27 protein-coding genes and 3 tRNA genes are annotated in these 25,463 nt (G+C 58.8%); 18 read left to right on the top strand and 12 right to left on the bottom strand.

The features are described 5' to 3' along the window. Window positions 1-5 precede the first annotated feature (5 nt). Together rsxA and metG are read right to left on the bottom strand one after the other, a co-directional pair. Window positions 6-587 (bottom strand): electron transport complex subunit RsxA, encoded by a 582-nt coding sequence (gene rsxA / locus AAIA72_RS06470; RefSeq protein WP_369602590.1) that lies wholly within the window; start codon window positions 585-587, stop codon window positions 6-8. 100 nt (window positions 588-687) lie between these two features. Beyond that, a complete protein-coding gene (metG, locus tag AAIA72_RS06465; protein ID WP_369602589.1) occupies window positions 688-2,721 on the bottom strand; it encodes a methionine--tRNA ligase in 2,034 nt (677 codons plus the stop codon). A 133-nt stretch (window positions 2,722-2,854) separates the two neighbouring features. Between metG and apbC the strand changes: the two genes are divergently transcribed. The 18 genes from apbC (at window position 2,855) to AAIA72_RS06375 (ending at window position 18,174) form a co-directional block, all read left to right on the top strand. After that, window positions 2,855-3,955, top strand: coding sequence for an iron-sulfur cluster carrier protein ApbC (gene apbC, locus AAIA72_RS06460; protein ID WP_369602588.1), 1,101 nt, complete (start codon window positions 2,855-2,857; stop codon window positions 3,953-3,955). An 8-nt stretch (window positions 3,956-3,963) separates the two neighbouring features. Further along, complete coding sequence (gene dcd / locus AAIA72_RS06455) at window positions 3,964-4,530, top strand: dCTP deaminase (protein WP_369602587.1); 567 nt, start codon at window positions 3,964-3,966, stop codon at window positions 4,528-4,530. Next, entirely contained in the window at window positions 4,530-5,702 is a 1,173-nt protein-coding gene (locus AAIA72_RS06450; protein WP_369602586.1) for an MFS transporter, read from the top strand. Before dcd ends, AAIA72_RS06450 begins: the two co-directional genes overlap by 1 nt. Beyond that, window positions 5,680-6,306, top strand: coding sequence for a class II aldolase/adducin family protein (locus AAIA72_RS06445; RefSeq protein WP_369602585.1), 627 nt, complete (start codon window positions 5,680-5,682; stop codon window positions 6,304-6,306). Before AAIA72_RS06450 ends, AAIA72_RS06445 begins: the two co-directional genes overlap by 23 nt. 3 nt (window positions 6,307-6,309) lie before the next feature. Continuing rightward, a complete protein-coding gene (locus tag AAIA72_RS06440; protein ID WP_369602584.1) occupies window positions 6,310-6,927 on the top strand; it encodes a DUF416 family protein in 618 nt (205 codons plus the stop codon). Then, entirely contained in the window at window positions 6,924-8,180 is a 1,257-nt protein-coding gene (locus AAIA72_RS06435) for a valine--pyruvate transaminase (RefSeq protein WP_369602583.1), read from the top strand. The genes AAIA72_RS06440 and AAIA72_RS06435 overlap by 4 nt, the downstream gene beginning before the upstream one ends. 183 nt (window positions 8,181-8,363) lie before the next feature. Further along, window positions 8,364-8,570 carry a carbon storage regulator CsrA gene (gene csrA, locus AAIA72_RS06430; RefSeq protein WP_369602582.1) on the top strand — a complete coding sequence of 69 codons (207 nt, stop codon included), beginning with the start codon at window positions 8,364-8,366 and terminating at the stop codon, window positions 8,568-8,570. 97 nt (window positions 8,571-8,667) lie between these two features. Then, a tRNA-Ser gene (locus AAIA72_RS06425) sits at window positions 8,668-8,757 on the top strand. 8 nt (window positions 8,758-8,765) lie between these two features. Beyond that, window positions 8,766-8,842: transfer RNA gene (locus tag AAIA72_RS06420), tRNA-Arg, on the top strand. 31 nt (window positions 8,843-8,873) lie between these two features. Next, a tRNA-Arg gene (locus AAIA72_RS06415) sits at window positions 8,874-8,950 on the top strand. Between the two features lie 204 nt (window positions 8,951-9,154). Next, window positions 9,155-10,192, top strand: coding sequence for a rod shape-determining protein (locus AAIA72_RS06410; RefSeq protein ID WP_369602581.1), 1,038 nt, complete (start codon window positions 9,155-9,157; stop codon window positions 10,190-10,192). Window positions 10,193-10,215: 23 nt separating this feature from the next. Next, window positions 10,216-11,049, top strand: a complete 834-nt coding sequence (gene mreC / locus AAIA72_RS06405) for a rod shape-determining protein MreC (RefSeq protein ID WP_369602978.1) — start codon at window positions 10,216-10,218, stop codon at window positions 11,047-11,049. Beyond that, window positions 11,046-11,522: a rod shape-determining protein MreD gene (mreD, locus tag AAIA72_RS06400; protein ID WP_369602580.1), complete on the top strand. Its 477-nt coding sequence runs from the start codon at window positions 11,046-11,048 to the stop codon at window positions 11,520-11,522. The genes mreC and mreD overlap by 4 nt, the downstream gene beginning before the upstream one ends. A 13-nt stretch (window positions 11,523-11,535) precedes the next feature. Continuing rightward, window positions 11,536-12,120 carry a nucleoside triphosphate pyrophosphatase gene (locus AAIA72_RS06395; RefSeq protein WP_369602579.1) on the top strand — a complete coding sequence of 195 codons (585 nt, stop codon included), beginning with the start codon at window positions 11,536-11,538 and terminating at the stop codon, window positions 12,118-12,120. Then, a complete protein-coding gene (gene rng, locus AAIA72_RS06390; protein ID WP_369602578.1) occupies window positions 12,117-13,589 on the top strand; it encodes a ribonuclease G in 1,473 nt (490 codons plus the stop codon). The genes AAIA72_RS06395 and rng overlap by 4 nt, the downstream gene beginning before the upstream one ends. Continuing rightward, window positions 13,590-14,591 (top strand): hypothetical protein, encoded by a 1,002-nt coding sequence (locus AAIA72_RS06385; RefSeq protein ID WP_369602577.1) that lies wholly within the window; start codon window positions 13,590-13,592, stop codon window positions 14,589-14,591. Then, entirely contained in the window at window positions 14,582-17,326 is a 2,745-nt protein-coding gene (locus AAIA72_RS06380) for a YhdP family protein (protein ID WP_369602576.1), read from the top strand. The genes AAIA72_RS06385 and AAIA72_RS06380 overlap by 10 nt, the downstream gene beginning before the upstream one ends. A 2-nt stretch (window positions 17,327-17,328) precedes the next feature. Beyond that, the gene (locus AAIA72_RS06375) at window positions 17,329-18,174 is read left to right on the top strand and encodes a carbon-nitrogen hydrolase family protein (protein ID WP_369602575.1); all 846 of its coding nucleotides are present in this window, start codon (window positions 17,329-17,331) and stop codon (window positions 18,172-18,174) included. Here AAIA72_RS06375 and yjgA read toward each other — a convergent pair. The 10 genes from yjgA to lptC all read right to left on the bottom strand — a co-directional run bounded on the left by yjgA (window position 18,159) and on the right by lptC (window position 25,461). Continuing rightward, entirely contained in the window at window positions 18,159-18,692 is a 534-nt protein-coding gene (gene yjgA, locus AAIA72_RS06370) for a ribosome biogenesis factor YjgA (RefSeq protein ID WP_369602574.1), read from the bottom strand. The two genes, AAIA72_RS06375 and yjgA, sit on opposite strands and share 16 nt — an antisense overlap. Window positions 18,693-18,700: 8 nt before the next feature. Beyond that, on the bottom strand, window positions 18,701-20,062 hold the full coding sequence (gene mgtE, locus AAIA72_RS06365) for a magnesium transporter (RefSeq protein ID WP_369602573.1): 1,362 nt from the start codon (window positions 20,060-20,062) through the stop codon (window positions 18,701-18,703). A gap of 24 nt (window positions 20,063-20,086) precedes the next feature. Next, window positions 20,087-20,356 (bottom strand): HPr family phosphocarrier protein, encoded by a 270-nt coding sequence (locus AAIA72_RS06360; RefSeq protein ID WP_369602572.1) that lies wholly within the window; start codon window positions 20,354-20,356, stop codon window positions 20,087-20,089. Next, entirely contained in the window at window positions 20,353-21,213 is an 861-nt protein-coding gene (gene rapZ, locus AAIA72_RS06355) for an RNase adapter RapZ (RefSeq protein WP_369602571.1), read from the bottom strand. The genes AAIA72_RS06360 and rapZ overlap by 4 nt, the downstream gene beginning before the upstream one ends. Next, the gene (gene ptsN / locus AAIA72_RS06350) at window positions 21,213-21,692 is read right to left on the bottom strand and encodes a PTS IIA-like nitrogen regulatory protein PtsN (protein WP_369602570.1); all 480 of its coding nucleotides are present in this window, start codon (window positions 21,690-21,692) and stop codon (window positions 21,213-21,215) included. The genes rapZ and ptsN overlap by 1 nt, the downstream gene beginning before the upstream one ends. A gap of 15 nt (window positions 21,693-21,707) precedes the next feature. Continuing rightward, window positions 21,708-22,010 carry a ribosome-associated translation inhibitor RaiA gene (gene raiA / locus AAIA72_RS06345; RefSeq protein ID WP_369602569.1) on the bottom strand — a complete coding sequence of 101 codons (303 nt, stop codon included), beginning with the start codon at window positions 22,008-22,010 and terminating at the stop codon, window positions 21,708-21,710. An 86-nt stretch (window positions 22,011-22,096) separates the two neighbouring features. After that, window positions 22,097-23,584 carry an RNA polymerase factor sigma-54 gene (locus AAIA72_RS06340; RefSeq protein ID WP_369602568.1) on the bottom strand — a complete coding sequence of 496 codons (1,488 nt, stop codon included), beginning with the start codon at window positions 23,582-23,584 and terminating at the stop codon, window positions 22,097-22,099. Window positions 23,585-23,670: 86 nt separating this feature from the next. After that, window positions 23,671-24,402 (bottom strand): LPS export ABC transporter ATP-binding protein, encoded by a 732-nt coding sequence (gene lptB, locus AAIA72_RS06335; RefSeq protein WP_369602567.1) that lies wholly within the window; start codon window positions 24,400-24,402, stop codon window positions 23,671-23,673. Further along, the gene (gene lptA, locus AAIA72_RS06330) at window positions 24,399-24,926 is read right to left on the bottom strand and encodes a lipopolysaccharide transport periplasmic protein LptA (protein WP_369602566.1); all 528 of its coding nucleotides are present in this window, start codon (window positions 24,924-24,926) and stop codon (window positions 24,399-24,401) included. The genes lptB and lptA overlap by 4 nt, the downstream gene beginning before the upstream one ends. Further along, on the bottom strand, window positions 24,898-25,461 hold the full coding sequence (gene lptC, locus AAIA72_RS06325) for an LPS export ABC transporter periplasmic protein LptC (RefSeq protein ID WP_369602565.1): 564 nt from the start codon (window positions 25,459-25,461) through the stop codon (window positions 24,898-24,900). The genes lptA and lptC overlap by 29 nt, the downstream gene beginning before the upstream one ends. Between the last annotated feature and the right edge of the window lie 2 nt (window positions 25,462-25,463).

Here is a 25,463-nt window from a genome sequence, read left to right as displayed (position 1 = left end):
GCCTCCTAAAGTCTGACCAGCCCGGAAAAGCCCATGAAGGCCAGTGACATGAGACCGGCGCTGATCAGTCCGATGGCGCTGCCGCGGAACGGAGCCGGCACGTCGGCCGCAGCGATGCGTTCACGCATGGCGCTGAACAGGACCAGAACCAGGGAGAAGCCCAGTCCCGCGCCCAGCCCGTACAGAATGGACTCCACCAGTCCGTTCTGCTTCTTGATGTTCAGCAGCGCCACGCCGAGAACGGCACAGTTGGTGGTGATCAGGGGCAGGAAAATGCCGAGCACCTTGTAGAGCAGAGGGCTGGTCTTGCGGACGACCATCTCCGTAAACTGGACGACTACCGCAATCACGAGGATGAAGGTGATGGTCTGCAGATATTCGAGCCCGAGCGGCGTCAGCAGCCAGGTATAGGCCAGATAGCTGCACAGCGAACTGAGGGTCAGCACGAATGTGGTGGCGAGGGACATGCCGACCGCCGACTCCACCTTGTTGGAGACACCCATGAACGGGCACAGTCCCAGGAACTGAACCAGCACAAAGTTGTTGACCAATATGGTGCTGACCAGAATCAGCAGGTATTCCGTCATGCCCGACCCTCATACACGGTTAGCCTGTATTATCTACAGGCGGGTTATAACTTCAAATATTGATTGATGTTGTTCTTATTGTTGAGGGTTATAACCGGGCTTACATGACGCGCATGCCCGGTTGTGCGCCGTCGTCCGGGGACAGCAGGAAGATCTCCTTGCCCCCGGGGCCGGCGGCCAGCACCATCCCTTCGCTGACGCCGAATTTCATCTTGCGCGGTTTCAGATTGGCGACCATGACCGTCAATCGGCCTTCAAGATCTTCGGGTGCGTAGGCAGACTTGATGCCGGCGAAAACCTGTCGCGGTTCGCCGCCCAGATCCAGTGTGAGGCGCAGCAGCTTGTCCGCGCCATCCACATGTTCGGCCTTGACGATGCGCGCGATCCTCAGATCCACTTTGGCAAAATCATCGTACTCGATCTGAGCCGGTGTCTCGCCCGTGTTCTTGCCTTTGGCTGCCTTTTTTGCCGGCTTTGCCGGTTCGGCTGCCGGTGCCCTGGAGGCTTCAACCATGGCCTGTACCTGCTTGGGATCAATCCGGGTTGCCAGTGGTTTGAACGCATTGATGGTCTGCCCGAACAGGGGTGCATTCAGGCTGTCCCAGGTCAGTGTTGTATTGAGGAAGGCTTCCGCTTTCTGAGCCATGGCCGGCAGTACCGGCTTCAGATAGGTCATGAGAATGCGGAACATCTCGATGCCCTGCGAGCACACGCGCAGCACCTCGTCTTCCTTGCCGGCTTCCTTGGCCAGCTGCCAGGGGGCCTTGTCGGCAATATACTGGTTGGCAAGATCCGCAAGCGCCATGACCTCCCGTACCGCACGGCCGAACTCGCGGCTTTCATACGCATGGGCGATGGTTTCGGCACTGGCGGCGAACTTCTCCAGCAAGGCTGCATCATCAGCCTCGTCCGCCAGCTTGCCGCCAGCCTTCTTGATGAAGCCGGCACAACGGCTGGCAATGTTGACGAGCTTGCCCACCAGATCCGAGTTGACCCGGCTGACGAAATCCGACAGGTTGAGATCGAGATCTTCAACGGCGCCGGTCAGCTTGGCCGCAAAATAATAACGCAGGTATTCCGGGTTCAGGTGGTCCAGATAGGTGCGTGCCATGATGAAGGTGCCGCGGGACTTGGACATCTTGCGACCGTCCACGGTCACGAAACCATGCGCATAAATCGCCGTCGGGGTCCGGAAGCCTGCGGCCTTGAGCATGGCCGGCCAGAACAGGCCGTGGAAGGAGATGATATCCTTGCCGATGAAATGATACAGCTCCGTGGTGGCACCTTCTTTCCAGTAGCGATCAAAATCCAGGTCATTGCGGCGCTGGCACAGATTTCTGAAGCTTGCCATGTAGCCGATGGGCGCATCCAGCCATACGTAGAAATATTTGCCGGGTTCGCCGGGGATCTCAAAGCCGAAATAGGGTGCATCGCGGGAGATGTCCCATTCCTGCAGCCCGGCATCCAGCCATTCGGAGAGCTTGTTGGCAATCTGAGGCTGCAGGCTGCCGCTGCGGATCCAGGATTTCAGGAAGTCCTCGAAATCGGGGAGTTTGAAGAAAAAGTGCTCGGAGGCCTTCTGAACCGGCGTGGCCCCGCTGATGGCCGAGCGCGGATTGATCAGCTCCGCAGGGGTGTAGGTGGCACCGCAGACTTCGCAGTTGTCACCATACTGGTCCTCGGCGCCGCATTTCGGGCAGGTCCCCTTGATGAACCGATCAGCGAGAAACAGGTTCTTTTCCGGGTCGTAGGCCTGGACAATTTCCCGGCGTGCAATATGACCGCCTTCCACGCAGGCCTTGTAGATGGTTTCCGCCAGCTCGCGGTTTTCCGGTGAATGCGTGCTGTAGTAATTGTCGAACTGGATGAGGAAGTCGGCGAAGTCCCGCTGATGCTCGGCCCTGACCTGATCAATCAGCGCTTCCGGGGTGATGCCCATCTGTTCGGCCTTGAGCATGATGGCCGTGCCGTGTGCATCATCGGCACAGACATAGGTGCAGGTATGCCCGCGCAGTTTCTGGAAACGCACCCAGATGTCCGTCTGAATGTACTCCAGCAGGTGGCCGAGGTGAATCGGGCCGTTGGCGTAGGGCAGAGCGCTGGTGACCAGAATTTCTCGCTTGGGCGTTGTCATCGTCTGTTCGGAAACCTCGTCTGTGGGAAAGGATGGACAGGCTGTGCAATTACACATTTACCCTGTCAGGGTCGGGCGTTATGATACCCGCTTTATATGGGAATTTCATCATACTGCCACCGGAGGTCAGCACGTGACGCATGTATCAGAACAGGCTGTAAGAGAAGTCCTGGCAAACCATATCGATCCCTATTGGGGGATCAGCGTTCAGGATGCCGGCTGGGTACGTGTACTGGATATACAGGACGGCAAGGTACATGTCGGGATTGAGTTGCCCTATCCGGCCAAGGGGCTGGCGGGTGGCATGGCGCAGGTGCTGGAACATCAGCTGCTGAACGTGGACGGTATCGAGTCAGCCCGGGTTGAGGTCACCTGGTTCGTCGAGGCAGCAAAACCGGCAGGCAAGGCCGAGCCCCTGCCGGGCGTGAAGAATGTGATTGCCGTGGCATCCGGAAAGGGCGGTGTCGGCAAGTCCACCACGGCGGCCAACCTGGCGCTGGCCCTGTCTGCCGAAGGTGCGCGCGTTGGTGTGCTGGATGCGGACATCTACGGTCCCAGCATGGGGATGATGCTGGGAGTACTGGCCGGGACGCGTCCCGAGCTGATCAACGAGAATACCATGAAGCCGGTCGAGGCGCTCGGGCTTCAGGTCATGTCCATGGCTTTCCTGGTGGACGAAAGCCAGCCCATGGTCTGGCGTGGTCCGATGGTCAGCGGTGCCCTGATGCAGCTGTTGTCCCAGACCCGCTGGGATAATGTGGATTATCTGATCGTGGACATGCCGCCGGGCACGGGAGACATTCAGCTGACGCTGGCGCAAAAAGTTCCGGTCAGCGGTGCGGTGGTCGTGACCACGCCGCAGGACATTGCGTTGCTGGACTGCAAGCGTGGCGTGGAAATGTTCCGCAAGGTGGATATCCCCGTGCTGGGTGTGGTCGAGAATATGAGTATTCATATCTGCAGTCAGTGCGGCCATCGGGAGCCCCTGTTCGGCGAAGGCGGCGGTGAGCGGATTGCGGACGCCTATCAGGTCGATCTGCTGGGCCAGCTGCCGTTGCACATGACCATCCGTGAGCAGGCGGATGGCGGCAAGCCAACGGTGGCGGCCGAGCCGGACAGTGAGGTGGCCCTCATTTACCGGGACATCGCGCGTCGTGCGGCGGCAAATCTGGCACGCCTGGTGCGCGACCAGCAGCAGGTTGCCCCCGAGATCATTGTGAAAACCTGGGAGTAAGAACAAGCATGGCTATCAAGTCCGACAAGTGGATCCGGCGCATGGCGCGCGAACACGGCATGATCGAGCCGTTTGAGGACGGTCAGGTGCGTTATGCCGGTGAAGAGCGGGTGATTTCCTACGGCGTGTCCAGCTATGGCTACGATGTGCGTTGCAGCAATGAATTCAAGATATTCACCAACGTGCATTCAGCGACGGTCGATCCGAAAAATTTTGATCCGCGCAGCTTCGTGGATTTTGTCGGGGATGTCTGTATCATCCCGCCCAATTCCTTTGCGCTGGCCCGGACCGTGGAGTACTTCCGGATTCCGCGAAACGTGCTGACCATCTGTCTGGGCAAATCGACCTATGCCCGCTGCGGCATTATCGTCAATGTCACGCCGTTGGAGCCCGAGTGGGAAGGGCACGTGACCCTGGAGTTTTCCAACACCACAAACCTGCCCGCCAAGATTTATGCAAACGAAGGCGTGGCGCAGATGCTCTTCTTTGAATCGGACGAGGTTTGCGAGGTCAGCTACAAGGATCGCGGGGGCAAGTACATGGGTCAGCGGGGCGTGACGCTGCCCAAGGCCTGATGCAACCGTTCCCCCTGTCTGTGGTGATGGGGGCCATCGCGGGTTACATGGCGCTTTATGCGCCTCAGCCGCTGTTGCCATGGCTGGCTGCCCGTTATGACCTTTCGCCCGCAATGCCCGGCCTGCTGGTCAGTATCGTGCTGGCGGGTCTGGCGGTGGCCCCGCTGGTGCTCGGTCGTCTGACGCGGGCACTGTCCCCGACCCTGATCTTGCGGGTTGTCTGGCTGGCTCTGGCCTTGAGTTGCGTCTGGCTTGCCCTGGATCTGGGGTGGGCCGGCTGGGTTTCCGGACGAATTCTGCAGGCGCTGCTGCTACCCGTACTCTTTTCCGTGAGCATGGCGCGTGTCTCCGCACTGGCTCCTGCGGCGCTGCGGCCCGGGTGGATGGCCACCTTTGTTGCCGCGACCATCCTGGGCGGTTTTCTGGGGCGGGCGGTAATGGGGGCTGCCTTTACCCTGTCGGACTGGCGTTATTTTTATGTCGGGCTGGCCGCCCTGCTGGTTTTGCTGGCGTGCAATCCGCGGGGGCTGCACGATCACTGCCCGGCGGCGTCGCAGGAAGTCGGTTTTGATCTGGTGTCCGTCCGGCGCATGCTGTCACGGCCCCGTCAGCGCTATCCTCTCATGGCCGTGATGATTGCATTTTTCTGCTTTCAGGCCGTGCTCAATGTGCTGCCATTCCGGGTGCGTGAAATCAGCCCCGGGAGCAGTGAACTGCTGATCGGACTGATGTACGGGGGCTATGCCCTGGGGCTGGTGGCTTCTCTGGTTGCGCCGGTATCGGTCCGGTATCCGGGTTTGTATCGCTGGCGTTACACCGCCGGCATGCTGGTGTATGGCTGTGCCCTGACAGGGTTGATGGTGCCGTCGCTGGGGGTCATCTTCCTTGCACTCGCCTTGGTGTGCATCGCCATGTTCTGGGTGCATTCGCATGCGATGGCGGACTTTACCGCGCGAATCCGGGAAGCGAGACTGAGTTCGGCCGTGTACGTGTCGGGGTACTATGTGGCCGGTACCGTGGGCAGTGTTGCGCCCGGCTGGGTGTATGCACACAGCGGTTGGCGTATGATGCTGCTGGTGCTCCTGACGATTCTCGTGCTGGCGGCGGTGACATTGGGCATCTGGGAATGGGGCAGATTGAGGCGGGAAGATGGAAGGCGTCATCCGGTTTGAGGCGGTATGCCTGGGGGAGCGGATGCCCGGGGGATGTGAAGTGAGCCTGCGGGAGGCAAGTCTGGTGCGTGGTCAGATGCTGGCGCTGGGCTGGATGGGGCAGGACCCCCGGCGCTATGGTGGCGACGGTTTCGGCAATATCAGCATTCGTCATGGTCAGACAGAGGGGTTCTTCATTACGGCTTCGCAGATCGGTGCGGTGCCGGTACTTGAATCCGAGCACTGGTGCCATGTGGTTGCGGTCAGGCCGGAAGCGAATCGGGTGCAGTACAGTGGTTTGCGTCCGCCGTCTTCAGAGACGCTGACCCATGCCGCCGTGTATGAAGCTGTTCCCTCGGCCCGTTGTGTGGTGCACGTCCATGCGCCGGAGGTGTGGTCCGTCAGGGCACGGCTGGGTTACCCGATAACCGACCCGGGCGTCGCCTACGGTACGCCGGACATGTTCCGGGAAGTGTTGCGGCTGGCGCCGGCAGCGGAGTCATCCGTACTGATTCTCGGCGGGCATGAAGACGGTGTGCTGGCATGGGGTGAAACGGCAGATGAAGCGCTGACGCGGCTGTTGAGTCTGTGTGGCCGGGTGGCACGTTATGGGAGGGGTGGCTGAATCATGAACATGCGTCATTTCAAGCAGATCGATCGCCTCAGAGGCTGGCGGGAAACCGCGTTTCTGGCCGCTCTGGCGGAGCGGAACAGCATCAATCTTGCGGTTTTCGCCCGGCTGGTGACTTCCGACGGGGCATCGTTGCCCGGTGCGGACGCCGTGTTGCACAGTCTGGAGCTCGTCTGGAGACGGCTGATTGCAGACCAGCCCTTCAGACCGATGCGACGATTGCCTGAACTGGAAGCGCTTGCCGAACAGCTCGGTGAGCAGGACAGCTTTGGTGCCGAGGCGGCGGGAGTGGCTTGTGAGCTGATCCGGGAAGCCTTGCTCAGCATCGAGAATGATCACATCAAGCGGGCTCAGCGAGCGGCACGCCGGAGCCTTGATCTGGTCGTCCGCTACGAGGAGCTGAGACTGGGAGACATGCCGGAGAATGACCTGATTCGCGCACTGGATGAGAGCGAGGCGGTGCAGGTGGAGCTGGCCTTTCAGGAAGCGGTATGCCGGCAGCTGCAGGCGCTGAAGGGACCGGATCCGGAGGCGCTGGAATCCCTGCGGGCGCTGGCGAATCAGGAGGGCGTCAGCAATCTGGGGATCAGTGATGTGCCGGAGGGGGAGAGATGACACATCGTTTTTCGTTGTTTGGTGAAAAGTTTGCGGGCGAATCCGGGATCAGCCTGCTCATGAAGGATCTGGGGGCTGCGCTTGCGGGCGGCGGCCAGATCATGATGGGGGGAGGCAATCCCGGCTATGTGCCCGAGGTCGAATCGGTGCTGATGGCCCGCCTGAGGGAGATTGGCGAAGATGTCGGCCTGTTCCGGCGTGCCGTGGGGATCTATGACACGCCCCAGGGGGAGAAGGCCTTCATCGAGGCGCTCGCCCTGATGCTTCAGGAAGCGTATGGCTGGCCGGTCACGCCCCGGAATATCTGTCTGACAAACGGCAGTCAGACCGCTTTTTTCATTCTGTTCAATTTGTTTGCCGGGCCGTCCGGAGATGGCCGCACCCGGCGCATTCTGCTGCCCATGGTGCCGGAGTACATCGGTTATGCGGACGCGGGGCTGGCTCATGGCACCTTTGTCAGCCGACGGCCCCGCATTGAGCTGATCGGCGATCAGAGCTTCAAGTACCGGCTGGATGTGGACGGTCTGCAACTGTCCGACGAGATTGGCGCTGTCTGTCTGTCCCGGCCGACCAATCCGACCGGTAACGTGGTGACGGATGAGGAGTTGGCTCGCCTTGCGGAGCTGACTGCAAGGCATGACATCCCGCTGCTCATTGACGGTGCTTACGGATTGCCCTTTCCGGGGCTGGTCTTCACGGATGCACAACCGCTTTACCGTGAGAACACGGTGCTGTGCCTGTCTCTCAGCAAGCTCGGCATGCCCGCCGTTCGCACGGGGATTGTCATCGGGCCCGAGTGGGTCGTGAGTGCGGTGGGGGAAGTGAACGGTATCCTCAGTCTCGCTCCGGGATCCATGGGCGCGGTGATGGTCGAGCCCTTGTTGCGCGATGGCCGACTGCTGGAGTTGTGTCGCCGACACATTCAGCCATTCTATCGTCAGCGGGCGGAACAGGCGCGGGCATGGCTGGCCGAAGGGCTGGCGGGTACACCGTGCCGGATCCATGTGCCGGAAGGCGCCATGTTTCTCTGGTTGTGGATGCCCGGCTGTCCGGTGTCATCCCAGGTGCTTTACGAGCGCCTCAAGGCCAGAGGGGTGCTGGTCGTGCCGGGCCATTACTTCTTTCCGGGAATGGAAGACGATGACTGGTCCCACAAGCATGAGTGTCTGAGGATCACCTATTCGCAGAATCCGGACGAGGTGGAGCGCGGTCTTGCCATGGTTGCCGAGGAGGTTCGCAAGGCCTGGCGGTGAAAATACGATCATTGCGTATTGGCATTTGTTCCAAAGGGTCTACAATGAGCGCACGTTTTCCCTGTCATTTTTCGGATTTTGGTCAATAATGAAAGATGCAGGAAGACTGCAGCGCCGGTTCGCCTGGTCAGCGTGCTCCGGTGCATATCAATGAAACTGGAATAGATTTCAAAGGAGAATACCATGCTTATCTTGACTCGTCGTGTTGGGGAGACGCTGATGGTCGGTGACGACGTAACCGTCACTGTGCTGGGTGTCAAGGGCAATCAGGTGCGGATCGGTGTCAACGCACCCAAGGAAGTGGCTGTGCATCGTGAGGAAATTTACCAGCGCATCCAGCGTGAGCGGTCGATGCAGCCTGGTCAGGATGAGGTCGGTCAGGACGACTGAAATCCGGGTAGGTAAATCTACCGGGTAAAAAGGGGGCGTATTTCGGTGGGCCCCCTTTGCATTTCAGGAAAATGTGGTATTATACGCCGCGTTTTCCGGAGAGGTGGCCGAGAGGCTGAAGGCGCGCCCCTGCTAAGGGCGTATGGGAGAAATCTCATCGAGGGTTCGAATCCCTCCCTCTCCGCCACGTACTGCGCGCTCGTAGCTCAGCTGGATAGAGTACCTGGCTACGAACCAGGCGGTCGGAGGTTCGAATCCTCCCGAGCGCGCCACTTTTTATAAAGCAGAGTACGCCCACAATGCGCGCTCGTAGCTCAGCTGGATAGAGTACCTGGCTACGAACCAGGCGGTCGGAGGTTCGAATCCTCCCGAGCGCGCCACTTCATCTGAATACCTCCGATAAAAGCTTCCGCCGGGATATCTGCATCCGGGCCATGTAACGTCTTTTCCGGGCCTGTTCCGGTCATTCGCCAGGCTTGCCGTGCTGTAAGCAGGCAGCTCTTGCTCCCATGCCTACGCACTGTTAAAGTTGCGTCAGTTTTTCACACCCTGTCTGTTTTTTTCTTCGGGAAGAGTACATATCCATGTTCAAGCGTCTTCGTGGTCTGTTTTCCAGTGACCTGTCCATCGACCTGGGAACGGCCAATACCCTGATTTATGTTCGCGGTCGCGGCATCGTGCTGAATGAACCCTCTGTGGTGGCTATCCGCAATCAGGGTGCCCAGAAAAGCGTTGCAGCCGTTGGTGCAGAGGCCAAGCGGATGCTCGGTCGGACGCCGGGCAATATTACGGCGATCCGTCCGCTGAAGGACGGTGTGATTGCCGACTTCATCGTGACTGAAAAAATGCTCCAGCATTTTATTGCCAAGGTGCACGAGAACAGCTTCATTACGCCGAGTCCTCGGGTACTGATCTGCATTCCCTCCAAGTCCACCCAGGTGGAACGCAAGGCGATCCGCGAGTCTGCCGAAGGTGCCGGTGCCAGGGAGGTCTATCTGATCGAAGAACCCATGGCGGCCGCCATTGGTGCCGGACTGCCGGTTGAGGAAGCCAGTGGTTCAATGGTGGTGGATATTGGCGGTGGTACCACGGAAATCGCCATCATTTCGCTCAATGGAATTGTCTATGCCGATTCCGTTCGGGTGGGGGGTGACAAGTTCGACGAAGCCATCATTACCTACGTTCGCCGCAACTATGGCAGCCTGATTGGTGATGCCACGGCGGAGCGCATCAAGCAGGAGATCGGCTGTGCCTATGAAGGTCTCGAGCTGCGGGAAATTGATGTGCGGGGCCGGAACCTTGCAGAAGGTGTCCCCAGAAGCTTTACTTTGAACAGTGAAGAGATTCTGGAGGCGCTGCAGGAATCGCTGGCGCAGATTGTCCAGTCCGTCAAGAGTGCGCTGGAACAGTCGCCACCCGAGCTGGCTTCTGACATTGCCGAGCGTGGTATTGTCCTGACCGGTGGTGGTGCATTGTTGCGAGGTCTGGACAAGCTGATCAGTGAGGAAACCGGACTGCCGGTCATTGTTGCCGAAGACCCGTTGACCTGTGTGGCGCGGGGAGGTGGCAAGGCTCTGGACCTGGTGGACCGGAAGAACAGCGGATTCCTGTTTTCAGACTAAGGCCAGGCTGACCGGGAGGCAGTATCAAGAACATCTTTGCCGAAGGACCGTACTACGGTGCACGGCTCCTTGTGGCTGTGCTGCTTTCGCTCGCCCTGCTGGTGGCGGATTACCAGTTCAGGGTTCTGGACCGTTTCAAGCAAAACATGGACGTGATTCAGGCACCGGTACACTGGCTCGTCAATCTCCCCGCTCGTCTCTGGGAGCAGGTGGACGGCAGTGTGCGGTCACGGGCAGAGCTTGAAGAAGAAAATGCAGCACTCAAGGCCCGGCTGCGCATTCTTGAGGCCAAGACCGAGCGTCTGGTGGCCATGACGGCCGAGGTGAACCGTCTGCGGGAGCTGCTCAATGCCTCGCGGATTGTCGAAAATCCGGTGGCGGTGGCTGAAATCATCGGTATCAATCCGGATCCTTATCTCCACGAGGTCATGATCAACAAGGGTGCTGAAGACGGTGCCTTTGTCGGCCAGCCGGTTCTGGACTCCAGTGGTCTGATGGGGCAGGTCACTTTCGTTGGCGAGAGAATGTCCCGGGTACTGCTGATATCGGATGTGACCCATGCGGTGCCGGTACAGGTGAATCGGAACGGTATTCGTGGCGTACTGGTGGGCAGGGGGCGTCTCGATGAGCTGGAATTGGTCAATGTACCTCAGACCGCGGATATTCAGGTGGGTGACTTGCTTGTCAGCTCCGGACTCGGGGGACGTTTCCCCGCAGGGTATCCGGTTGCGGTCGTTTCCCGGGTGGAGCATGACCCGGCAGAGCCTTTCGCCCGTGTACTGGCCACACCAAAGGCTGAACTGAATCGCAGCCGTCACGTGTTGCTGGTGCAATCCGAACCGCAGTCTGTGCAATGATTTCCGGACACGGCCTGTTTCTCGTTTGCGTCAGCCTGCTTGCTGCCTGGGTGCTGGCCTGGGTGCCCTTGCCAGGTCTCTGGGCCTTCGGGCGCCCGGATCTTGTGGCACTGATCATTCTGTACTGGGCCTACCGCCACCCGGACAGAATCGGCGTGCTGGCCGCATGGGGAATGGGGCTGGTGACGGATCTCATGCTCGGTACGCATCTTGGTACCCATGCCATGGCTTACGCGATCATGACCTACTTTCTGCTGAACGTTCAGCATCGGTTCCGGCTCTACGGCATGTTGCAGCAATCACTGGTTGTTTTCCTGCTGACCGGGATTGCCATCATGGTCCGGCACTGGATCAATCAGCTGACCGGTGTCCCCGCCCGTGACCTGATGTTCATGTTGGGCGCATTCGGCTCTGCCCTGTTCTGGCCGTTTGTACGGTATACTCTGGACTATATGGGTGGTCGGACACTTTGAAGGGAGCCAAGACATGCAGACCCTGATTCTCGCTTCCGCGTCACCAAGGCGGCGGGCACTGCTTGAACAGCTGGATCTTCACTTTACCGTGGCGGTGGCTGATATTGATGAACGTGCCCGTGCCGGAGAGGCCCCGGCAGATCTTGCGTGCAGGCTTGCGCGTGAGAAAGCGCTCACCGTGCTGGGACATGAGCCCGATGCCACGGTTCTTGCCTCGGATACGATCGTGGTCCGGGATGGTGAGGTGCTGGGCAAACCGGCGGACGAGGATGATGCCGCCCGCATGCTGCGCCTGCTTTCGGGCCGGAGTCACCAGGTCATGACTGCCGTTGCGGTGCTTCGTCAGGACTATGAAGATGTCTTTCTGGTCACAACTGAGGTCACGTTCAGGCCACTGAGTGATGCCGAGATTCATGCTTACGTCCGGTCACTGGAGCCGCTCGACAAGGCAGGCGCCTACGGAATACAGGGGCTGGGGGCGGCGTTCGTCGAGCGTATTCAGGGCAGTTACAGTGCAGTGGTCGGGTTGCCATTGTGCGAGACAGTACGGGCTCTGCGCCGGGCCGGCTTCGAGATTCTGGGAGAAAGCGGCGAATGAGTGAAGAAATCCTGGTCAACATGACGCCGGTGGAAACCCGGGTTGCCGTGGTGGAAAACGGCATGTTGCAGGAAGTCTATATCGAGCGCAGCCGGCGCCGTGGACTTGTTGGCAATATATACAAAGGCAAGGTGGTCAGGGTATTGCCCGGCATGGAAGCGGCGTTTGTGGATATCGGCCTTGAGCGGGCAGCTTTTATTCATGTCTCGGATGTGGGGCCGGCCGGGCATGACAAGGCCCGGCATGGGGATATCGGGCAGTTGTTGCATGAAGGTCAGTCCCTGGTGGTTCAGGTCACCAAGGACCCTATCGGTACCAAGGGTGCTCGCTTGACCACGCATATCTCCATACCGTCCCGCTACCTGGTTTACATGCCCGGTACGTCGCATGTGGGGATTTCCCAACGCATTGAGGATGAAGAAGAGCGTGAACGGCTCCGCACACTTGTCCAGGGTGTGGCGGAGGCCACGGCAGAAGAAGGCGAGACGGGCAGGAACGGTTTTATTATCCGTACGGCGGCTGAAGGCGCCGGCGAGGATGAAATCCGGGCCGACGTGATCTTTCTGAGGCGTTTGTGGCGCTCACTCGAGACCCGGATTCGCGAGGCAGAGGCCCCTGCGACAATTTATGAGGATCTGCCGCTTTATATCCGGACATTGCGTGATCTGGTTCGCCCCAATACCGAAAAGGTACGGATCGACTCGCGAGAATGTTTCCTGCGTGCGCAAGCCTTTGCCGAGGAGTTTGTCGCGGAGATCCAGGACAAGCTCGAATACTATACAGGCGAACGTCCCATCTTTGATCTGTATAGCGTCGAGGATGAAATCCAGAAGGCGCTTGGTCGCAAGGTGGCGCTCAAGTCAGGTGGCTATCTGATCATTGATCAAACCGAGGCCATGACTACCATTGACGTGAATACCGGAGCCTTTGTCGGGCATCGCAATCTTGAAGAAACCATCTTCAAGACCAACCTGGAAGCGGCCAGAGCCATTGCACGTCAGCTGCGTCTCCGCAATCTTGGCGGGATCATCATTCTGGATTTCATCGACATGGAAGATCCGGAGCATCAGCGGCAGGTCCTGCGCATGCTGGAAAAGATGCTGGAGCGGGATCACGCCAAGACCAAGATCAGTTGTGTGAGCGAACTGGGTTTGGTGGAAATGACCCGCAAGCGCACGACCGAGAGTCTGGGGCAGATGCTCTGCGAGCCCTGTCCGGCTTGTCAGGGACGCGGGCGGGTCAAAACAGCTGAGACGGTGTGTTATGAAATCTTCCGGGAGATTCTGCGCATCAATCGCGATTACGAACCCCCGGGCTATCTGGTGCTGGCCAGTCAGTCCGTTGTTGACCTGTTGCTTGATGAGTTGTCAGACAGTGTTGCCGACCTGGAAACCTTTATAGGCAAGCGTATCCGGTTTCAGGTTGAAGTCCTGTATACCCAGGAACAGTATGACGTGGTGTTGCAGTAAGTGAAAGTGTTGACCTGGATGGGGCGATGTGTCCTGTACCTTGTGGTCACGGGACTCTTTCTGACGGCATCGCTGGTCGCGCTGGGACGTTTCAGTATACAGCATCTGGATGCGTTGCGACCCGATATTGAAACATGGCTCAGTCAGGAGACCGGTGTGCTTGTGCATGCCAGCCGGCTGTCGGGCGCCTGGCCCGGTCTGTATCCGCGTGTCCGGGTGGAGGGGGTCAGCGTGTCCTGGCAGGGGATCTCGGGTCGCGTGCAGAATATCAACCTGGAACTTGACCTCTGGCAGACCCTGCTGAAGCAAAAGCCTGCTTTCCGTACTCTGGATATCACGGGTGTGGAAATCCGTCTCGGACCCGGGCAGGTCAAGGGGGTGATCAGTCGCTTGCAGGCATCCGAGAGGCCGCCGGATGCTTCTCTCCTCCCGGGTATTGATTTACTCACCCTGACAGATGTCGATGTCATCTGGCCCATCAGGGAAACGGATTATCGCTGGCACTTCCCCGAATTGGTGGTCGACAGCCGAAATGGTCTGGGGCTGCAGGCCAGCGTTGCCATGCCGGAAAGCAAGCGGAAGGGCCTCCTGGTGATCCGGCAGGCGGTGAATGGCCTCGGGGGAAGGCTGGATATCTATGCGGATCTTCCGGAGATTGCCGGTTTTCGTGCTCTCATCAATACCCTGTATCCGGAAACACTATATCAGTTGTCCGGCGTGGTGAAATTCTGGCTCAGGCAGGAGGCAGATGGCGGGCCTGTCATGACTGCCATGGTGGAGAATGGGGAAATTGGTCTTGCCGGGAAAGGCACCTGCTTTGCTCCGGTTGAGCACCTGACGGGGCGGCTGCAGGTCGCAATCGATGATCAGACCCTGCAGCTGAAGACGGATACCTTCAATTTGCACTGGGTCGGGAGAAAGTCGCCTTGCCACCGATGTCCCTGTCGTGGACGGATCAGAAAGCGATCAACATCCAGGCGGCCGGGATTCCGATGGCATTGACACGCCGGGTTCTGATTGCCAGCGGGCTGAACGGGATACTGTCTGAAAAACTCGCGGCTTATGAACCGGAAGGCTGGGTACGTGATCTGTCCATACAGGCACCTTTTCAGGGTGCTTTCCGGGTTGAGGGCCGGCTGGATGATATCAACGTCCGCGCGGTGGGTGGTGCACCGGCTGCCCGCCATATTGATGGCGTATTCCGAGTTGAACCGGATGGAGGTTGGGTTCAGTTCAATTCGGATCGCCTTAGTCTGGCATTTCCGGACCTGTACGGCAACGGCTGGCGATTCAGAGCGGCCAGCGGACGTGTCCAGTGGCGTACAGCACCTTCTGCGTTGCGGATCTGGGGAGAGGCTCTGGATCTCAGGCCCGAGCACGGGGGGCGCATTCAGGGGCGCTTTGAGTGGAGCGAGGATGTGCTGCCAGCACGATTCATGCTGGATCTCGGTATCCGGGATCTGCCTGTCGCTCAGGTAGTGAATTACGTGCCGGACCGGGCCGTCAGTCCGGGACTGATGCACTGGTTGCGCAGTGCCCTCCGGCAGGGAAGCGTAACCTACGCACATTACCGGTATGACGCGTACCTGGGGCCCGGTAGCCGGCCCGAAGACCGTCGTTCGCTGTTGCGCGCCAGGGTTGCAGACCTGAATCTGGAGTTTTCTGACAAATGGCCGGCGTTGGAGGTGCCCGAAGCTGAAATCGCCCTGAGCGATGGTGAGCTGTCAGCACGGGTACCCGCCGGTCGCCTGGGCGGAACCGATATTCGTGGCATGCAGGTGTCATTGAACCGGGAGGCTACAGGAACCCGGGTTGTGGAAGTCAGAGGAACAGGGCATCTGGACATGGATGCGCAAGCCTGGTGGCTGACCGCATCCCCGCTTGCCGGTTCACTGCCTGCAGGCCTGGCTGCGTTGAGGTATGAGCCCGGGCTGAAGTTGCCGTTTGAAGTGACACTGCCGATGTCCGGAGACGCGCCTCCACAGGTACGGCTTCAGGGAATCCTGGAGGGCGGACGCCTGACCGGACTGCCCGACCCGGTGGCAAGCCTGGACAACGTAACGGGTGTTCTGAGTTATGACTCCCGGACCGGAGTGACCTCGAACCCGATTCATTCGGAATGGCAGGGCCTGGCGCTGAAAGGTGTCCTGGCGTCTGCTGACTGGCCGAAGTCACACGAGATTCGACTGGATATCGATACGCAGGCGGATATGGCGTGGATCAGAAAACAGTGGCCAGGTCCGTGGGCGCAGCACCTGACGGGGGAGGCCCCGCTGAGCCTGTCCCTCCGTTTTGGTGGCGAGACACCACTTCGCCTGGTCATCCGGTCTTCACTGGAAAGTATTGCCAGCAATTGGCCTGATCCCCTTTCGAAGTCTACGGGACAGGCTGCACCGCTGGAGCTGGTCATGCAGCAGAGCCCTGCTGGTACACAATGGAGTGGCCGGCTGACCAATGGCTCCCGGGAAATGCTCCTGAATGCCCGCAAGGATGATTCCGGCTGGCGGATCCGATTGGGCATGGCGGGAGAGCCTTTGCCCCTTGGTGGCCTGGAGCCGGGCACGCTGGTGATTCATGTCCCGGCCCTGGACGGGAAAGCCTGGAAGGAGGCACTGGAGGGGCTGGCTGGCGGTCCACCTTCGGGCACGCTGTCGCGATACCGGCTGGAAACTGACGAATTCCGATACTCAGCCCTGAAGCTGCAACACCTGGTTGCAGACTGGGTGCCTGAAAACAAGGGCTGGAATCTGAATGTGGCTGCGCGCGGACTGGAGGGGGTGATCAACCGGAAAGAGGGTAGCCTGCCTGAGATCAGGCTGAGCCAAGCTGATCTGGACCAGATCCTGGGCAAACAGAAGCCGGACATACAGGGTACGGACCCCCGTCGCTGGCCTGCACTTGACATTGCCGTGGAGAAACTGCACTGGCAGGGACTTGATCTGGGAAGCTGGCAGACCCGGCTGGAACCGGTGGATGATGGATTGTTTGCCCGGGATATTGTCATCCGCCTGGCGGGTAGCGAAACGAAGGGGTCTCTTCATTGGGTTTATACCCCGTCCAATGCTCAACACAGCACCATTCTGACCTTTGAGACGCAGGGGGAAGACTTTTCAGCGCTTTCCGAAGCGCTTCACTGGCAGGCGCCGCTGACATCAAGGCAATACAAATTTGTCAGCTCTCTGGTCTGGATGGGGCCGCCTGACAAGTTTGAATTGTCCCAGCTTTTCGGGCGGTTTGACGTTGAGATGGAAGAGGGGGTCATTCGTGATGTGGCGTCCAGTACCAATATTTTCCGGCTGCTGGGTGTACTGAACACGGATACGCTGGTCAGACGCCTCAAGCTGGATTTCTCCGATCTTTACGCCAAGGGAATGACTTATGATACGTTGGCTGCACAAACCCGTATTCAATCGGGCGTATTGCGTTTTGTACAGCCTTTGGCCATCAAAACGCCCGGAAGCGCCTATAATCTCAAGGGGACAGTGGATCTGAACACCGAAGCGCTGGATCTGACCATGATCGTCGCCTTGCCGGTTTCCAAGAATCTGCCGCTGGCGGCGTTGCTTGTTGGCGCACCACAAGTCGGGGGGGCGCTGTTCCTGCTGGACAAACTGTTGGGTGACCCCCTGTCCAAACTGACAACGGCCACCTTTGACGTTAGGGGGACCCTGGGCAAACCGGAGGTCACCCTTCAAAAAGTGATTGCCCCGGCCGGGGCAGAACGTGACAAGGAATAACCATGAGTCGAAAGCTTTGTGTTGCCGCGATCCAGATGTGTTCGGGCCCGGATATCGGCAGAAATCTGGAGCAGGCGGCTCACTTGCTGTCCCGGGCAGCCTCGTCCGGTGTGGATTGGGCCGTACTGCCGGAAAACTTTGCCGCTCTCGATGCGGATCCCGGGGTGGTCATGCAGGAAGCCAAAGCAATCCGTGACTGGCTGGTGGCTCAGGCCCGGGATCTGGGCATGGGGATTGTGGGCGGCAGCATGGCCTGGCCCGAGCGGCCGGACGGATCCCTCCCTGATGGGGGGAGAGCACGAGCGACCTGCTGGATAGTGAATCATGACGGGCGGATTGCTGGCCGGTACGACAAGATTCATCTCTTTGATGCTCAGGTGAATGATCAGCGCGGAGGGTATCGCGAGTCGGCAATCTATGAGGCGGGGACTGTCCCTGCGAGGGTTGATCTGGGTGAGTGGTCGGTGCAGCCGGTGATCTGCTATGACTTGCGGTTCCCGGAGCTGTTCCGGGTGTGGGGCGCACCGGTGGACTGGATTGCAGCACCGTCCGCCTTTACAGCGGTCACCGGCGCGCGCCATTGGGAAATTCTCTGCCGGGCTCGTGCCATAGAGAACCAGTGCTATGTTGTGGCGGCCAACCAGGGCGGCTTGCATCCCGGGGGGCGTGAAACCTGGGGGCATTCCATGATCGTTTCGCCTGACGGTGAAGTACTCGCTGAACAACGGGATGCCACTGCTGAGGGGGGTGTCATGATTGCGGAGATCGACCGGGAGTTTCTCGCATCCTTGCGCCGGTCAATACCCGTGTGGGCGCACCGGAGGCTGCCCTGTCAGTCTCCGGAATGATCCCGCTGCCAATCCCGGATCATTTGATACAGCTTGCGGGCATGACCCCGGTTCTTGCCGGTTTGCTGGTCCTTCATCGCATTGCGTATGAGGGTTCTCAGCGCCTGTACATCCATGCCAGGATGAGCGTCGAGGAACTCGGTCAGTGCTTCCTTGCCTTCCGATAGCAACCGACCTCGCCAGTACTCGGCATGATGATGGATTCGGGCGTAGACTTCCGACGCGCTGTCCAGTCGATCAAGTGCCTCACGGATGGCGTTGATATCCTCCGTTTTCATGACCTTGCCGATATACTGGAGCTGACGGCGGCGGGCTTCGTGGCTTCGGATTCGCAGGTAGGTCTCGATACCCTCCTGCAGCCGGTCCGAGATGGGAATCTGACGACGCTGTTCCGCTTTCAGTTCTGTCAGGCGCTTGCCCAGATTCTGAAGCGCTTCCGCTTCCCGCTTGCGCTGTGTTTTGCTGATCCAGTTGTCATCGTCTTCAAACGGCTCGTCACCGGGAATATCGTTGTGCATGAGGTTTCCTAGCTATATACAATTGTGGCCAGCCCGAGAAAGGACATGAAACCCGCCACGTCAGTCAGGGTGGTCAGAATGACACCACCCGCCAGTGCCGGATCGATTCTGAGCATCTTCAGAATCATGGGCAGCGTGGTACCGGCCAGAGCGGCAATAACGAGATTGATGAGCATGGCGCTGGCAATAATACCGCCTATAGTCCAGTCGTCAAACCAGATGACTGCGCCCAGCGCGACCACAACGGCCCAGAGCAGGCCGTTCAGCGCACCAACGATAAATTCCCGGCTGATCAGCCAGCGAAAGTTGCTTTGGCTGATCTTGCCGGTCGCCATGCCCCGAATCACCAGCGTCAGTGCCTGTGTTCCGGCAATACCACCCATGCTGGCGACGATGGGCATCAGCACGGCCAGTGCCACAACCTTGTCGATCGTGTCCTGAAACATGCCCACCACGGCGGAAGCGACAAAGGCGGTCACCAGGTTGATGCCCAGCCAGACGGCGCGGTTGCGGGCAGTCTGGAGAGTGGGCGCAAACATGTCGTCTTCCTCATCCAGGCCCGCCATGCTCAGAATTTCATGGTCTGCGTCATCCCGGATAACGTCCACCACGTCGTCCACTGTAATGCGCCCTACCAGCCGGCCGTTTTCATCCACAACCGGTGCGGAAACCAGGTCATGTCGTTCGAACAGGTTGGCGACTTCCCGATCCGGCATGGTAACGGGGATGGGATCAATATCCGTGCGCATGATCTCGCGTACGGTTGCCGATGGCTGGGAGACCAGAAGTCGGGTAATGGGCAGGATGCCGATATATTCATCCTTGCGGTTGACGACGATGAGGCTGTCAGTCATGGGCGGCAGTTGCTTGTGCATGCGCAGGTAACGCAATACGACATCGACCGTGATGTCGGGACGGATGGTCACGACATCCGTATTCATCAGGCCGCCTGCGGAATCCTCCGGGTATGAGAGGACTTCCTCCACCCGTTTGCGATCCCGCTCGTCCATGGCGGCCAGCACTTCCTCATACACCGACTCCGGAAGTTGCTGAAGCAGGTCGGCGAGGTCGTCCACCTCGAAATCTTCGGTCAGCTCCAGAACATCCTGCGCATTGAGCTCGGAGAGGAACTCCGCCCGGATGTCGTCGTCCACATAGGCCAGGACATCCCCTTCCAGATCCCGGTCAATGAGGCTCCAGAGCAGGCGCCGCTGCTTGGGTGGGGAGGATTCTATCAGGTGCGCGATATCGCCGGGTGACAGGTCCGAATTGAGTATCCTGGAGACCTGGGCAATCGCACCACTATCCAGAGCTTCTGCGAGAGAGCGCAGACGTGCTCGGGCTTTGCTTCTGGGATAGGTTTCGGTCATGTCGCGGCCCGGGTGATCGGTCGGTTACTTCTCTTCACCGAAGCGATTGTTGATCAGTTCCCTGAGGGCAGCAATGGCGTCTTCGGCATCCTCACCTTCAGCGGTGATTTCGATCCAGGTGCCCTTGCTTGCGGCCAGCATCATGACGGACATGATGCTTTTGGCATCCACCGTCATGCCATCCTTGGTGAGTCGGATGTCACAGCCAAACCGGGATGCTGTACCCACGAGCTTGGCTGCTGCTCTGGCATGGAGGCCCAGCTCGTTGATGATTTCGATCCGCTCAACGATCATGTGTCGCCTTGCTCCCGGTGCCGGACTTTGACGTTAGCATACGTGTCGCGGAACATTTCGGCAAGCTTTTCACAGACATACACGGATCTGTGCTGCCCACCGGTACAACCGACGCTGATGGTGACGTAGGCCCGGTTGTTCTGACGAAACCCGGGCATCCAGTCTGACAGGAAGCCGAAGATGCTTTGTACCATCCTGGCGGTGTCTTCATGTTTGTTCAGAAAGTCCTGAACGGGTTTGTCCTTTCCGGTCAGGGGGCGCAGTGAGGGTTCCCAGTAAGGATTGGGCAGGCAGCGGACGTCAAATACGAAGTCGGAGTCCCGGGGAATGCCGTGCTTGTATCCGAAGGATTGGATAATGAGTTCCAGATCCTGCTCTTCATGACCTAGGACAATGTACTTGACGCTGTCCCTGAGCTCATACAGGGACAGGCCTGAGGTATCCACGCGATGGTCCGCACAGCTGGCAATGGCGTCCAGCCGCTTGCGCTCCTGCTGAATGGCGGCTTCCAGTGAAAAGCCCTGTCGTGTCAGAGGGTGCCGCCGGCGTGTGGCGTGGAAGCGTTGAAGCAATACCTCGTCATCGGCATCCAGATAGAGAATGCAGACATTGGCCTGCTCACGCAGCGGCGCGAGCATGTCGGGCAAGGTATCCAGGCTTTCCATCAGATTGCGCGCATCAATACCGACGGCCAGTTTCAGGCTTGAGGCCTGCCGGCTGTGGGACGTGCGTTCGATCAGTTCGGGAAGCAGGTCTGCAGGCAGGTTGTCGATGCAGTCAAATCCGATATCTTCCAGTACATGCAGGGCGGTACTTTTGCCCGAGCCGGAGCGCCCGCTGACGATAATCAGCTCCATCACTGCTCTTGCACCTGATCACTCACAGCCACACGCAAAAGCTCGTCATCAGACCGGGCGTTGCGAATGGCCTCCCTGAATACCGGAGAGTTGAATCGTCTCGCCAGCTGACTGAGCAGATCCAGATGTTCGCCGGTGGCCTCCTGAGGCACAATCAGGGCAAAGAGGATGTCCACGGGCTGTTGGTCAATGGCATCCCAGTCGACAGGATTATCCAGTGTGACCAGTGCACCGATTACCCGGTCGCAGTTTTCCAGACGGCAGTGGGGGATGGCCACGCCGTGACCGATACCCGTTGATCCGAGCCGTTCCCGGCATACCAAGTTGTTGAACAGGGTGTGCTCGTCGAGGAACGGGTAATGCGCGGCCACCATGTTGGCAATGTCTTCCAGCGCCTTTTTCTTGCTGGTTCCCGCCAGACCCCGGCGGGTCAGGGCGGGAGACAGGATGGACTCAATCGTCAGGGATTGATCGCTCATTGGAGGGATTCCGTATCAGGACGCGCCGTGATTCCGGTCAACAGTTTTTTCCTTGCGTTTCACCAGCTGGCGATCCAGTTTGTCGACCAGCAGATCAATGGCGGCGTACATGTCATTGTCTTCAGCTTCCGCATGCAGATCGTTTCCGCGAATGCGCACATTGGCCTCAGCCTTCTGACGCTCCTTTTCGACGGAAAGGGTGACATCAATCCCGATAATTTGATCAAAGTGACGCTCGAGTCGCTCCATCTTTTCGTTGACGTAGCTTTTCAGTGCGTCGGTCAGATCGAGATGATGACCACTGATATTGATTTGCATAACTGGCTCCTTCTGTGTTGTTTGAGGCCCACTTTCAGCATAACAGAAGCGTGGGGCTTTGAATTGATCTATCGCATTTCAGTTGATCATATCAGGCGCTTTCTTTCGTTGGACGGCGGGATGTTCATGGCCTCCCGATATTTTGCAACCGTCCTCCGGGCCACCTGAATACCCTGTTCGCCCAGCAGTGCAGCAATCTTGCTGTCACTGAGCGGCTTTTTTGGAGGCTCGTCTGCGATCAGCTTGCGGATCATGGCCCGAATGGCTGTAGACGAGCATTCTCCTCCGGAATCCGTACTGACATGACTGGAGAAAAAGTACTTCAGCTCAAACACGCCACGGGGCGTGTGCATATATTTCTGGGTTGTGACACGGGAAATGGTGGACTCATGCATGCCAACTGCTTCGGCAATATCATGCAGTACCAGAGGCTTCATGGCTTCTTCACCGTGTTCCAGAAAAGCCTGCTGGTGCTCGACGATCTTGGTGGCGACCTTGAGCAGCGTTTCATTCCGGGAGCGCAGGCTCTTGATGAACCACCGGGCTTCCTGCAGCTGATCCTTGAGATAGGTGTTGTCAGCGCTGTTGTCTGCCCGGCGAACCAGAGATGCGTACATGGGGTTGACCCGGATGCGTGGCGCAATCTCCGGATTGAGCTCAACCCGCCAGGCGCCCTCATGTTTGCGCACGATGACATCCGGGATGACATATTCGGACTGACTGGTGCTGATGACGCTTCCGGGCTTCGGATTGAGCGACTGGATCAGGCGGAGGACTTCCTTCAGCTCGTGCTCCTTGAGCCGTGCACGACGCATCACTTGAGCGTAATCCCGGTTGCCCAGCAGGTGCAGATAATGGTGTACGACCTTGCGGGCCTGATTCAGCCAAGGGGTGTCCGGGGCCAGCTGATTGAGCTGGATCAGCAGGCATTCCTGCAGGTTGCGTGCCCCTACACCGGTCGGATCCAGATGCTGGATGCGCTTGAGGACGGCGTTGAATTCGTCCTCATTGACCGGCTCTTCCAGGTCGCGATTGACCGATTCCAGGATTTCTTCTGTCGAGGCCATCAGATAGCCGTCATCATCGATGGCGTCGATGATGGCTTCGGCGATTCGCCGGTCCGGCTCACTCATGGGCATCAGATTCAGCTGCCAGCTCAGATGGTCACGCAGCGATTCCGTCTGGGAGTTGCGTGACTCGAAATCAAACTCTTCGTCTGGCGGTGCAGAACCGTAACTGAGCGTGGATCCCTGATAGATGTCTTCCCATGCCGTATCCACGGGAAGATCTTCGGGGATGGATTCATTGAAACCTTCATCTGCAGCAGGTTGCGAATCGGATTCATGGGCCGATTCCGCTTCGGTATCCTGATGAGCCCCGCTCTCATCCTGTTTGCCTTCGGACGGGGCAGGGGGCAGATCCTCGGCCACCTCCAGCATGGGGTTGCTTTCCAGAGCGGTCTGAATTTCCTGCTGGAGATCCAGCGTCGACAACTGCAACAGCCGTATGGCTTGTTGCAATTGCGGGGTCATGGTCAACTGCTGACCAATCTTCAGCTGAAGAGATGTTTTCATGACCATGCGTGACGGCTTCGCAACCTCTGTCAGTATTGTTCAGGTAGTTTGGACAAAGTCTGTCACAATTCTTGCTTGCAAACAAACTAAAGTTTGAAGCTTTCGCCCAGATAAACCTTGCGAACCTTGCGGTTTTCAAGCACTTCCTGTGGTGAGCCGCTCGCAATGATGTATCCTTCGCTCACTATATGGGCGCGTTCGCAGATTTCCAGCGTTTCCCGGACATTGTGGTCGGTAATAAGGACGCCGATGCCACGTTGACGGAGGTGATCAATGATCTGCTTGATGTCACCGACAGAGATGGGGTCAACGCCTGCGAAGGGCTCGTCCAGCAGGATGAAGCGCGGTTCCGTGGCCAGTGCCCGGGCGATTTCGACACGTCGTCGCTCGCCACCGGACAGTGCCATGCCCGGGCTCTTGCGAATGTGTGTGATGTGAAATTCCTGCAGCAGATCTTCCAGGCGCTCCAATCGCTGGGCCCGGTTGAGGTCCTTTCGCGTTTCAAGAATGGCCAGGATGTTGTCTTCCACTGACAACTTGCGAAAAACCGAAGCCTCCTGCGGCAGGTAGCCCAGTCCCTTTCGCGCCCGCCCGTGCATGGGCAGAAAGGTGACGTCTTCGTCGTCAATCAGGATGCGGCCCTTGTCACAGGCAATCAATCCCACGATCATGTAAAAGCAGGTGGTCTTGCCTGCGCCATTGGGGCCGAGCAATCCCACGACTTCGCCCTGGCGCACGTCCAGGCTGACGTCCTTCACGACAGGCCGCTTCTTGTAGCTCTTGGCCAGATTCAGTGCCTGGAGGATGCCCTGACTCATGGTTTGGCCGGCGCCTCTTTGTTGGCAGGCGTGATGATCATTTCCACCCGTCCGGTGCCTGTATTTTCGTCGAAGCGTGCGTCAACCACTCGTGTGCGCGTGTTGTAATGGATGGTGTTGCCCCGGAAGACATTGGTGCCCTGCTTCAGCCGGGCGCCACGCAACAGTTCCAGTGTCTGCGTATCCCGTGAGTACACCAGTGTCTCACCCCAGGCCTCGGTGGCGACGGTATCGCCAGGGGCGATCTGCCTGAGATAGGCCGGCTGGCCATGTGCTTCAACCCGGGAAACACCCTGAGCATCGCGGTAGAGAATAACCGTTTCCGCTTCAAGCCGGGCCTCGCCCTGAGTCACTACAACATGCCCCGAATAGGTGGCCTTGCCGGACGCTTCGTCCAGCTGTGCGCGATCCGCCTGAACCCGGATCGGATCAGTGCTGGCGGCAAGCTCCAGTGCGCGGGTGGCCGATATGCCGGACAGGGCCAGAATCAGCGCACTAAGGATAGATAACAGATTGAACTTCATGATGCAGGTCTATGCGTTTGTCATCGATGGAAACGCTCATGCCCACTGCCGTGGTTTCAGCGCGGTCGGAGGTCATCTTAACGGGTTGGTCCGTCTGAATAAAGCGCTTCGCATTCAGGTAGGTCAGGGATTCGGTGCCGAACTGGAGCGGATGGCCGCTGCCGACAATCCCCACGGCGTGGACGTCTTCCTCCAGGCGCAGCGTGTCGGCTGAGGCGCTGTAAATACCGCGTTGCGCTTTCAGCACCCAGGGGGCTGCATCGGTCTGATAAACTTCCACGACCGGCTGTACAAGTTCTCCCTCGTCAGTGTCCGGGTAGTGCCAGGCTTCCTGCGCCTGGATCCGGCTGGAGAGCGTGCCGGTCTTGCTGTAGGTCAGGTAGGTGGCATCCTTGATGAACGCATCCGGTTCCCTGTCCTTGAGCACGACCGGGGGCTGAATCACGCTCGAAGGATCTGCCGTGAACAGCCACCAGGCGCCGCCTGCCAGCAGCAGGGGCAGGATGATTCGCATCAGCCGGCCGGGATCGGGCACGT

This window comes from Thermohahella caldifontis (genome assembly GCF_041153465.1).
Classification (GTDB): domain Bacteria; phylum Pseudomonadota; class Gammaproteobacteria; order Pseudomonadales; family Oleiphilaceae; genus Thermohahella; species Thermohahella caldifontis.
Note: the sequence above shows the minus strand (reverse complement) of the source record. Positions and strands in the feature narration are given on the sequence as shown.

Excerpts from the sequence above, each read along its gene's own strand:
- mgtE (WP_369602573.1), bottom strand. The coding sequence starts at position 20,062 with ATGACCGAAACCTATCCCAGAAGCAAAGCCCGAGCACGTCTGCGCTCT.
- yjgA (WP_369602574.1), bottom strand. The coding sequence starts at position 18,692 with ATGCACAACGATATTCCCGGTGACGAGCCGTTTGAAGACGATGACAAC.
- AAIA72_RS06360 (WP_369602572.1), bottom strand. The coding sequence starts at position 20,356 with ATGATCGTTGAGCGGATCGAAATCATCAACGAGCTGGGCCTCCATGCC.
- lptA (WP_369602566.1), bottom strand. The coding sequence starts at position 24,926 with ATGAAGTTCAATCTGTTATCTATCCTTAGTGCGCTGATTCTGGCCCTG.
- AAIA72_RS06410 (WP_369602581.1), top strand. The coding sequence starts at position 9,155 with ATGTTCAAGCGTCTTCGTGGTCTGTTTTCCAGTGACCTGTCCATCGAC.
- rapZ (WP_369602571.1), bottom strand. The coding sequence starts at position 21,213 with ATGGAGCTGATTATCGTCAGCGGGCGCTCCGGCTCGGGCAAAAGTACC.
- AAIA72_RS06340 (WP_369602568.1), bottom strand. The coding sequence starts at position 23,584 with ATGAAAACATCTCTTCAGCTGAAGATTGGTCAGCAGTTGACCATGACC.
- rsxA (WP_369602590.1), bottom strand. The coding sequence starts at position 587 with ATGACGGAATACCTGCTGATTCTGGTCAGCACCATATTGGTCAACAAC.
- AAIA72_RS06445 (WP_369602585.1), top strand. The coding sequence starts at position 5,680 with ATGGAAGGCGTCATCCGGTTTGAGGCGGTATGCCTGGGGGAGCGGATG.
- csrA (WP_369602582.1), top strand. The coding sequence starts at position 8,364 with ATGCTTATCTTGACTCGTCGTGTTGGGGAGACGCTGATGGTCGGTGAC.
- ptsN (WP_369602570.1), bottom strand. The coding sequence starts at position 21,692 with ATGAGCGATCAATCCCTGACGATTGAGTCCATCCTGTCTCCCGCCCTG.
- AAIA72_RS06440 (WP_369602584.1), top strand. The coding sequence starts at position 6,310 with ATGAACATGCGTCATTTCAAGCAGATCGATCGCCTCAGAGGCTGGCGG.
- lptB (WP_369602567.1), bottom strand. The coding sequence starts at position 24,402 with ATGAGTCAGGGCATCCTCCAGGCACTGAATCTGGCCAAGAGCTACAAG.
- AAIA72_RS06375 (WP_369602575.1), top strand. The coding sequence starts at position 17,329 with ATGAGTCGAAAGCTTTGTGTTGCCGCGATCCAGATGTGTTCGGGCCCG.
- metG (WP_369602589.1), bottom strand. The coding sequence starts at position 2,721 with ATGACAACGCCCAAGCGAGAAATTCTGGTCACCAGCGCTCTGCCCTAC.
- AAIA72_RS06380 (WP_369602576.1), top strand. The coding sequence starts at position 14,582 with ATGGCATTGACACGCCGGGTTCTGATTGCCAGCGGGCTGAACGGGATA.
- mreD (WP_369602580.1), top strand. The coding sequence starts at position 11,046 with ATGATTTCCGGACACGGCCTGTTTCTCGTTTGCGTCAGCCTGCTTGCT.
- AAIA72_RS06450 (WP_369602586.1), top strand. The coding sequence starts at position 4,530 with ATGCAACCGTTCCCCCTGTCTGTGGTGATGGGGGCCATCGCGGGTTAC.
- rng (WP_369602578.1), top strand. The coding sequence starts at position 12,117 with ATGAGTGAAGAAATCCTGGTCAACATGACGCCGGTGGAAACCCGGGTT.
- dcd (WP_369602587.1), top strand. The coding sequence starts at position 3,964 with ATGGCTATCAAGTCCGACAAGTGGATCCGGCGCATGGCGCGCGAACAC.
- AAIA72_RS06395 (WP_369602579.1), top strand. The coding sequence starts at position 11,536 with ATGCAGACCCTGATTCTCGCTTCCGCGTCACCAAGGCGGCGGGCACTG.
- raiA (WP_369602569.1), bottom strand. The coding sequence starts at position 22,010 with ATGCAAATCAATATCAGTGGTCATCATCTCGATCTGACCGACGCACTG.
- AAIA72_RS06435 (WP_369602583.1), top strand. The coding sequence starts at position 6,924 with ATGACACATCGTTTTTCGTTGTTTGGTGAAAAGTTTGCGGGCGAATCC.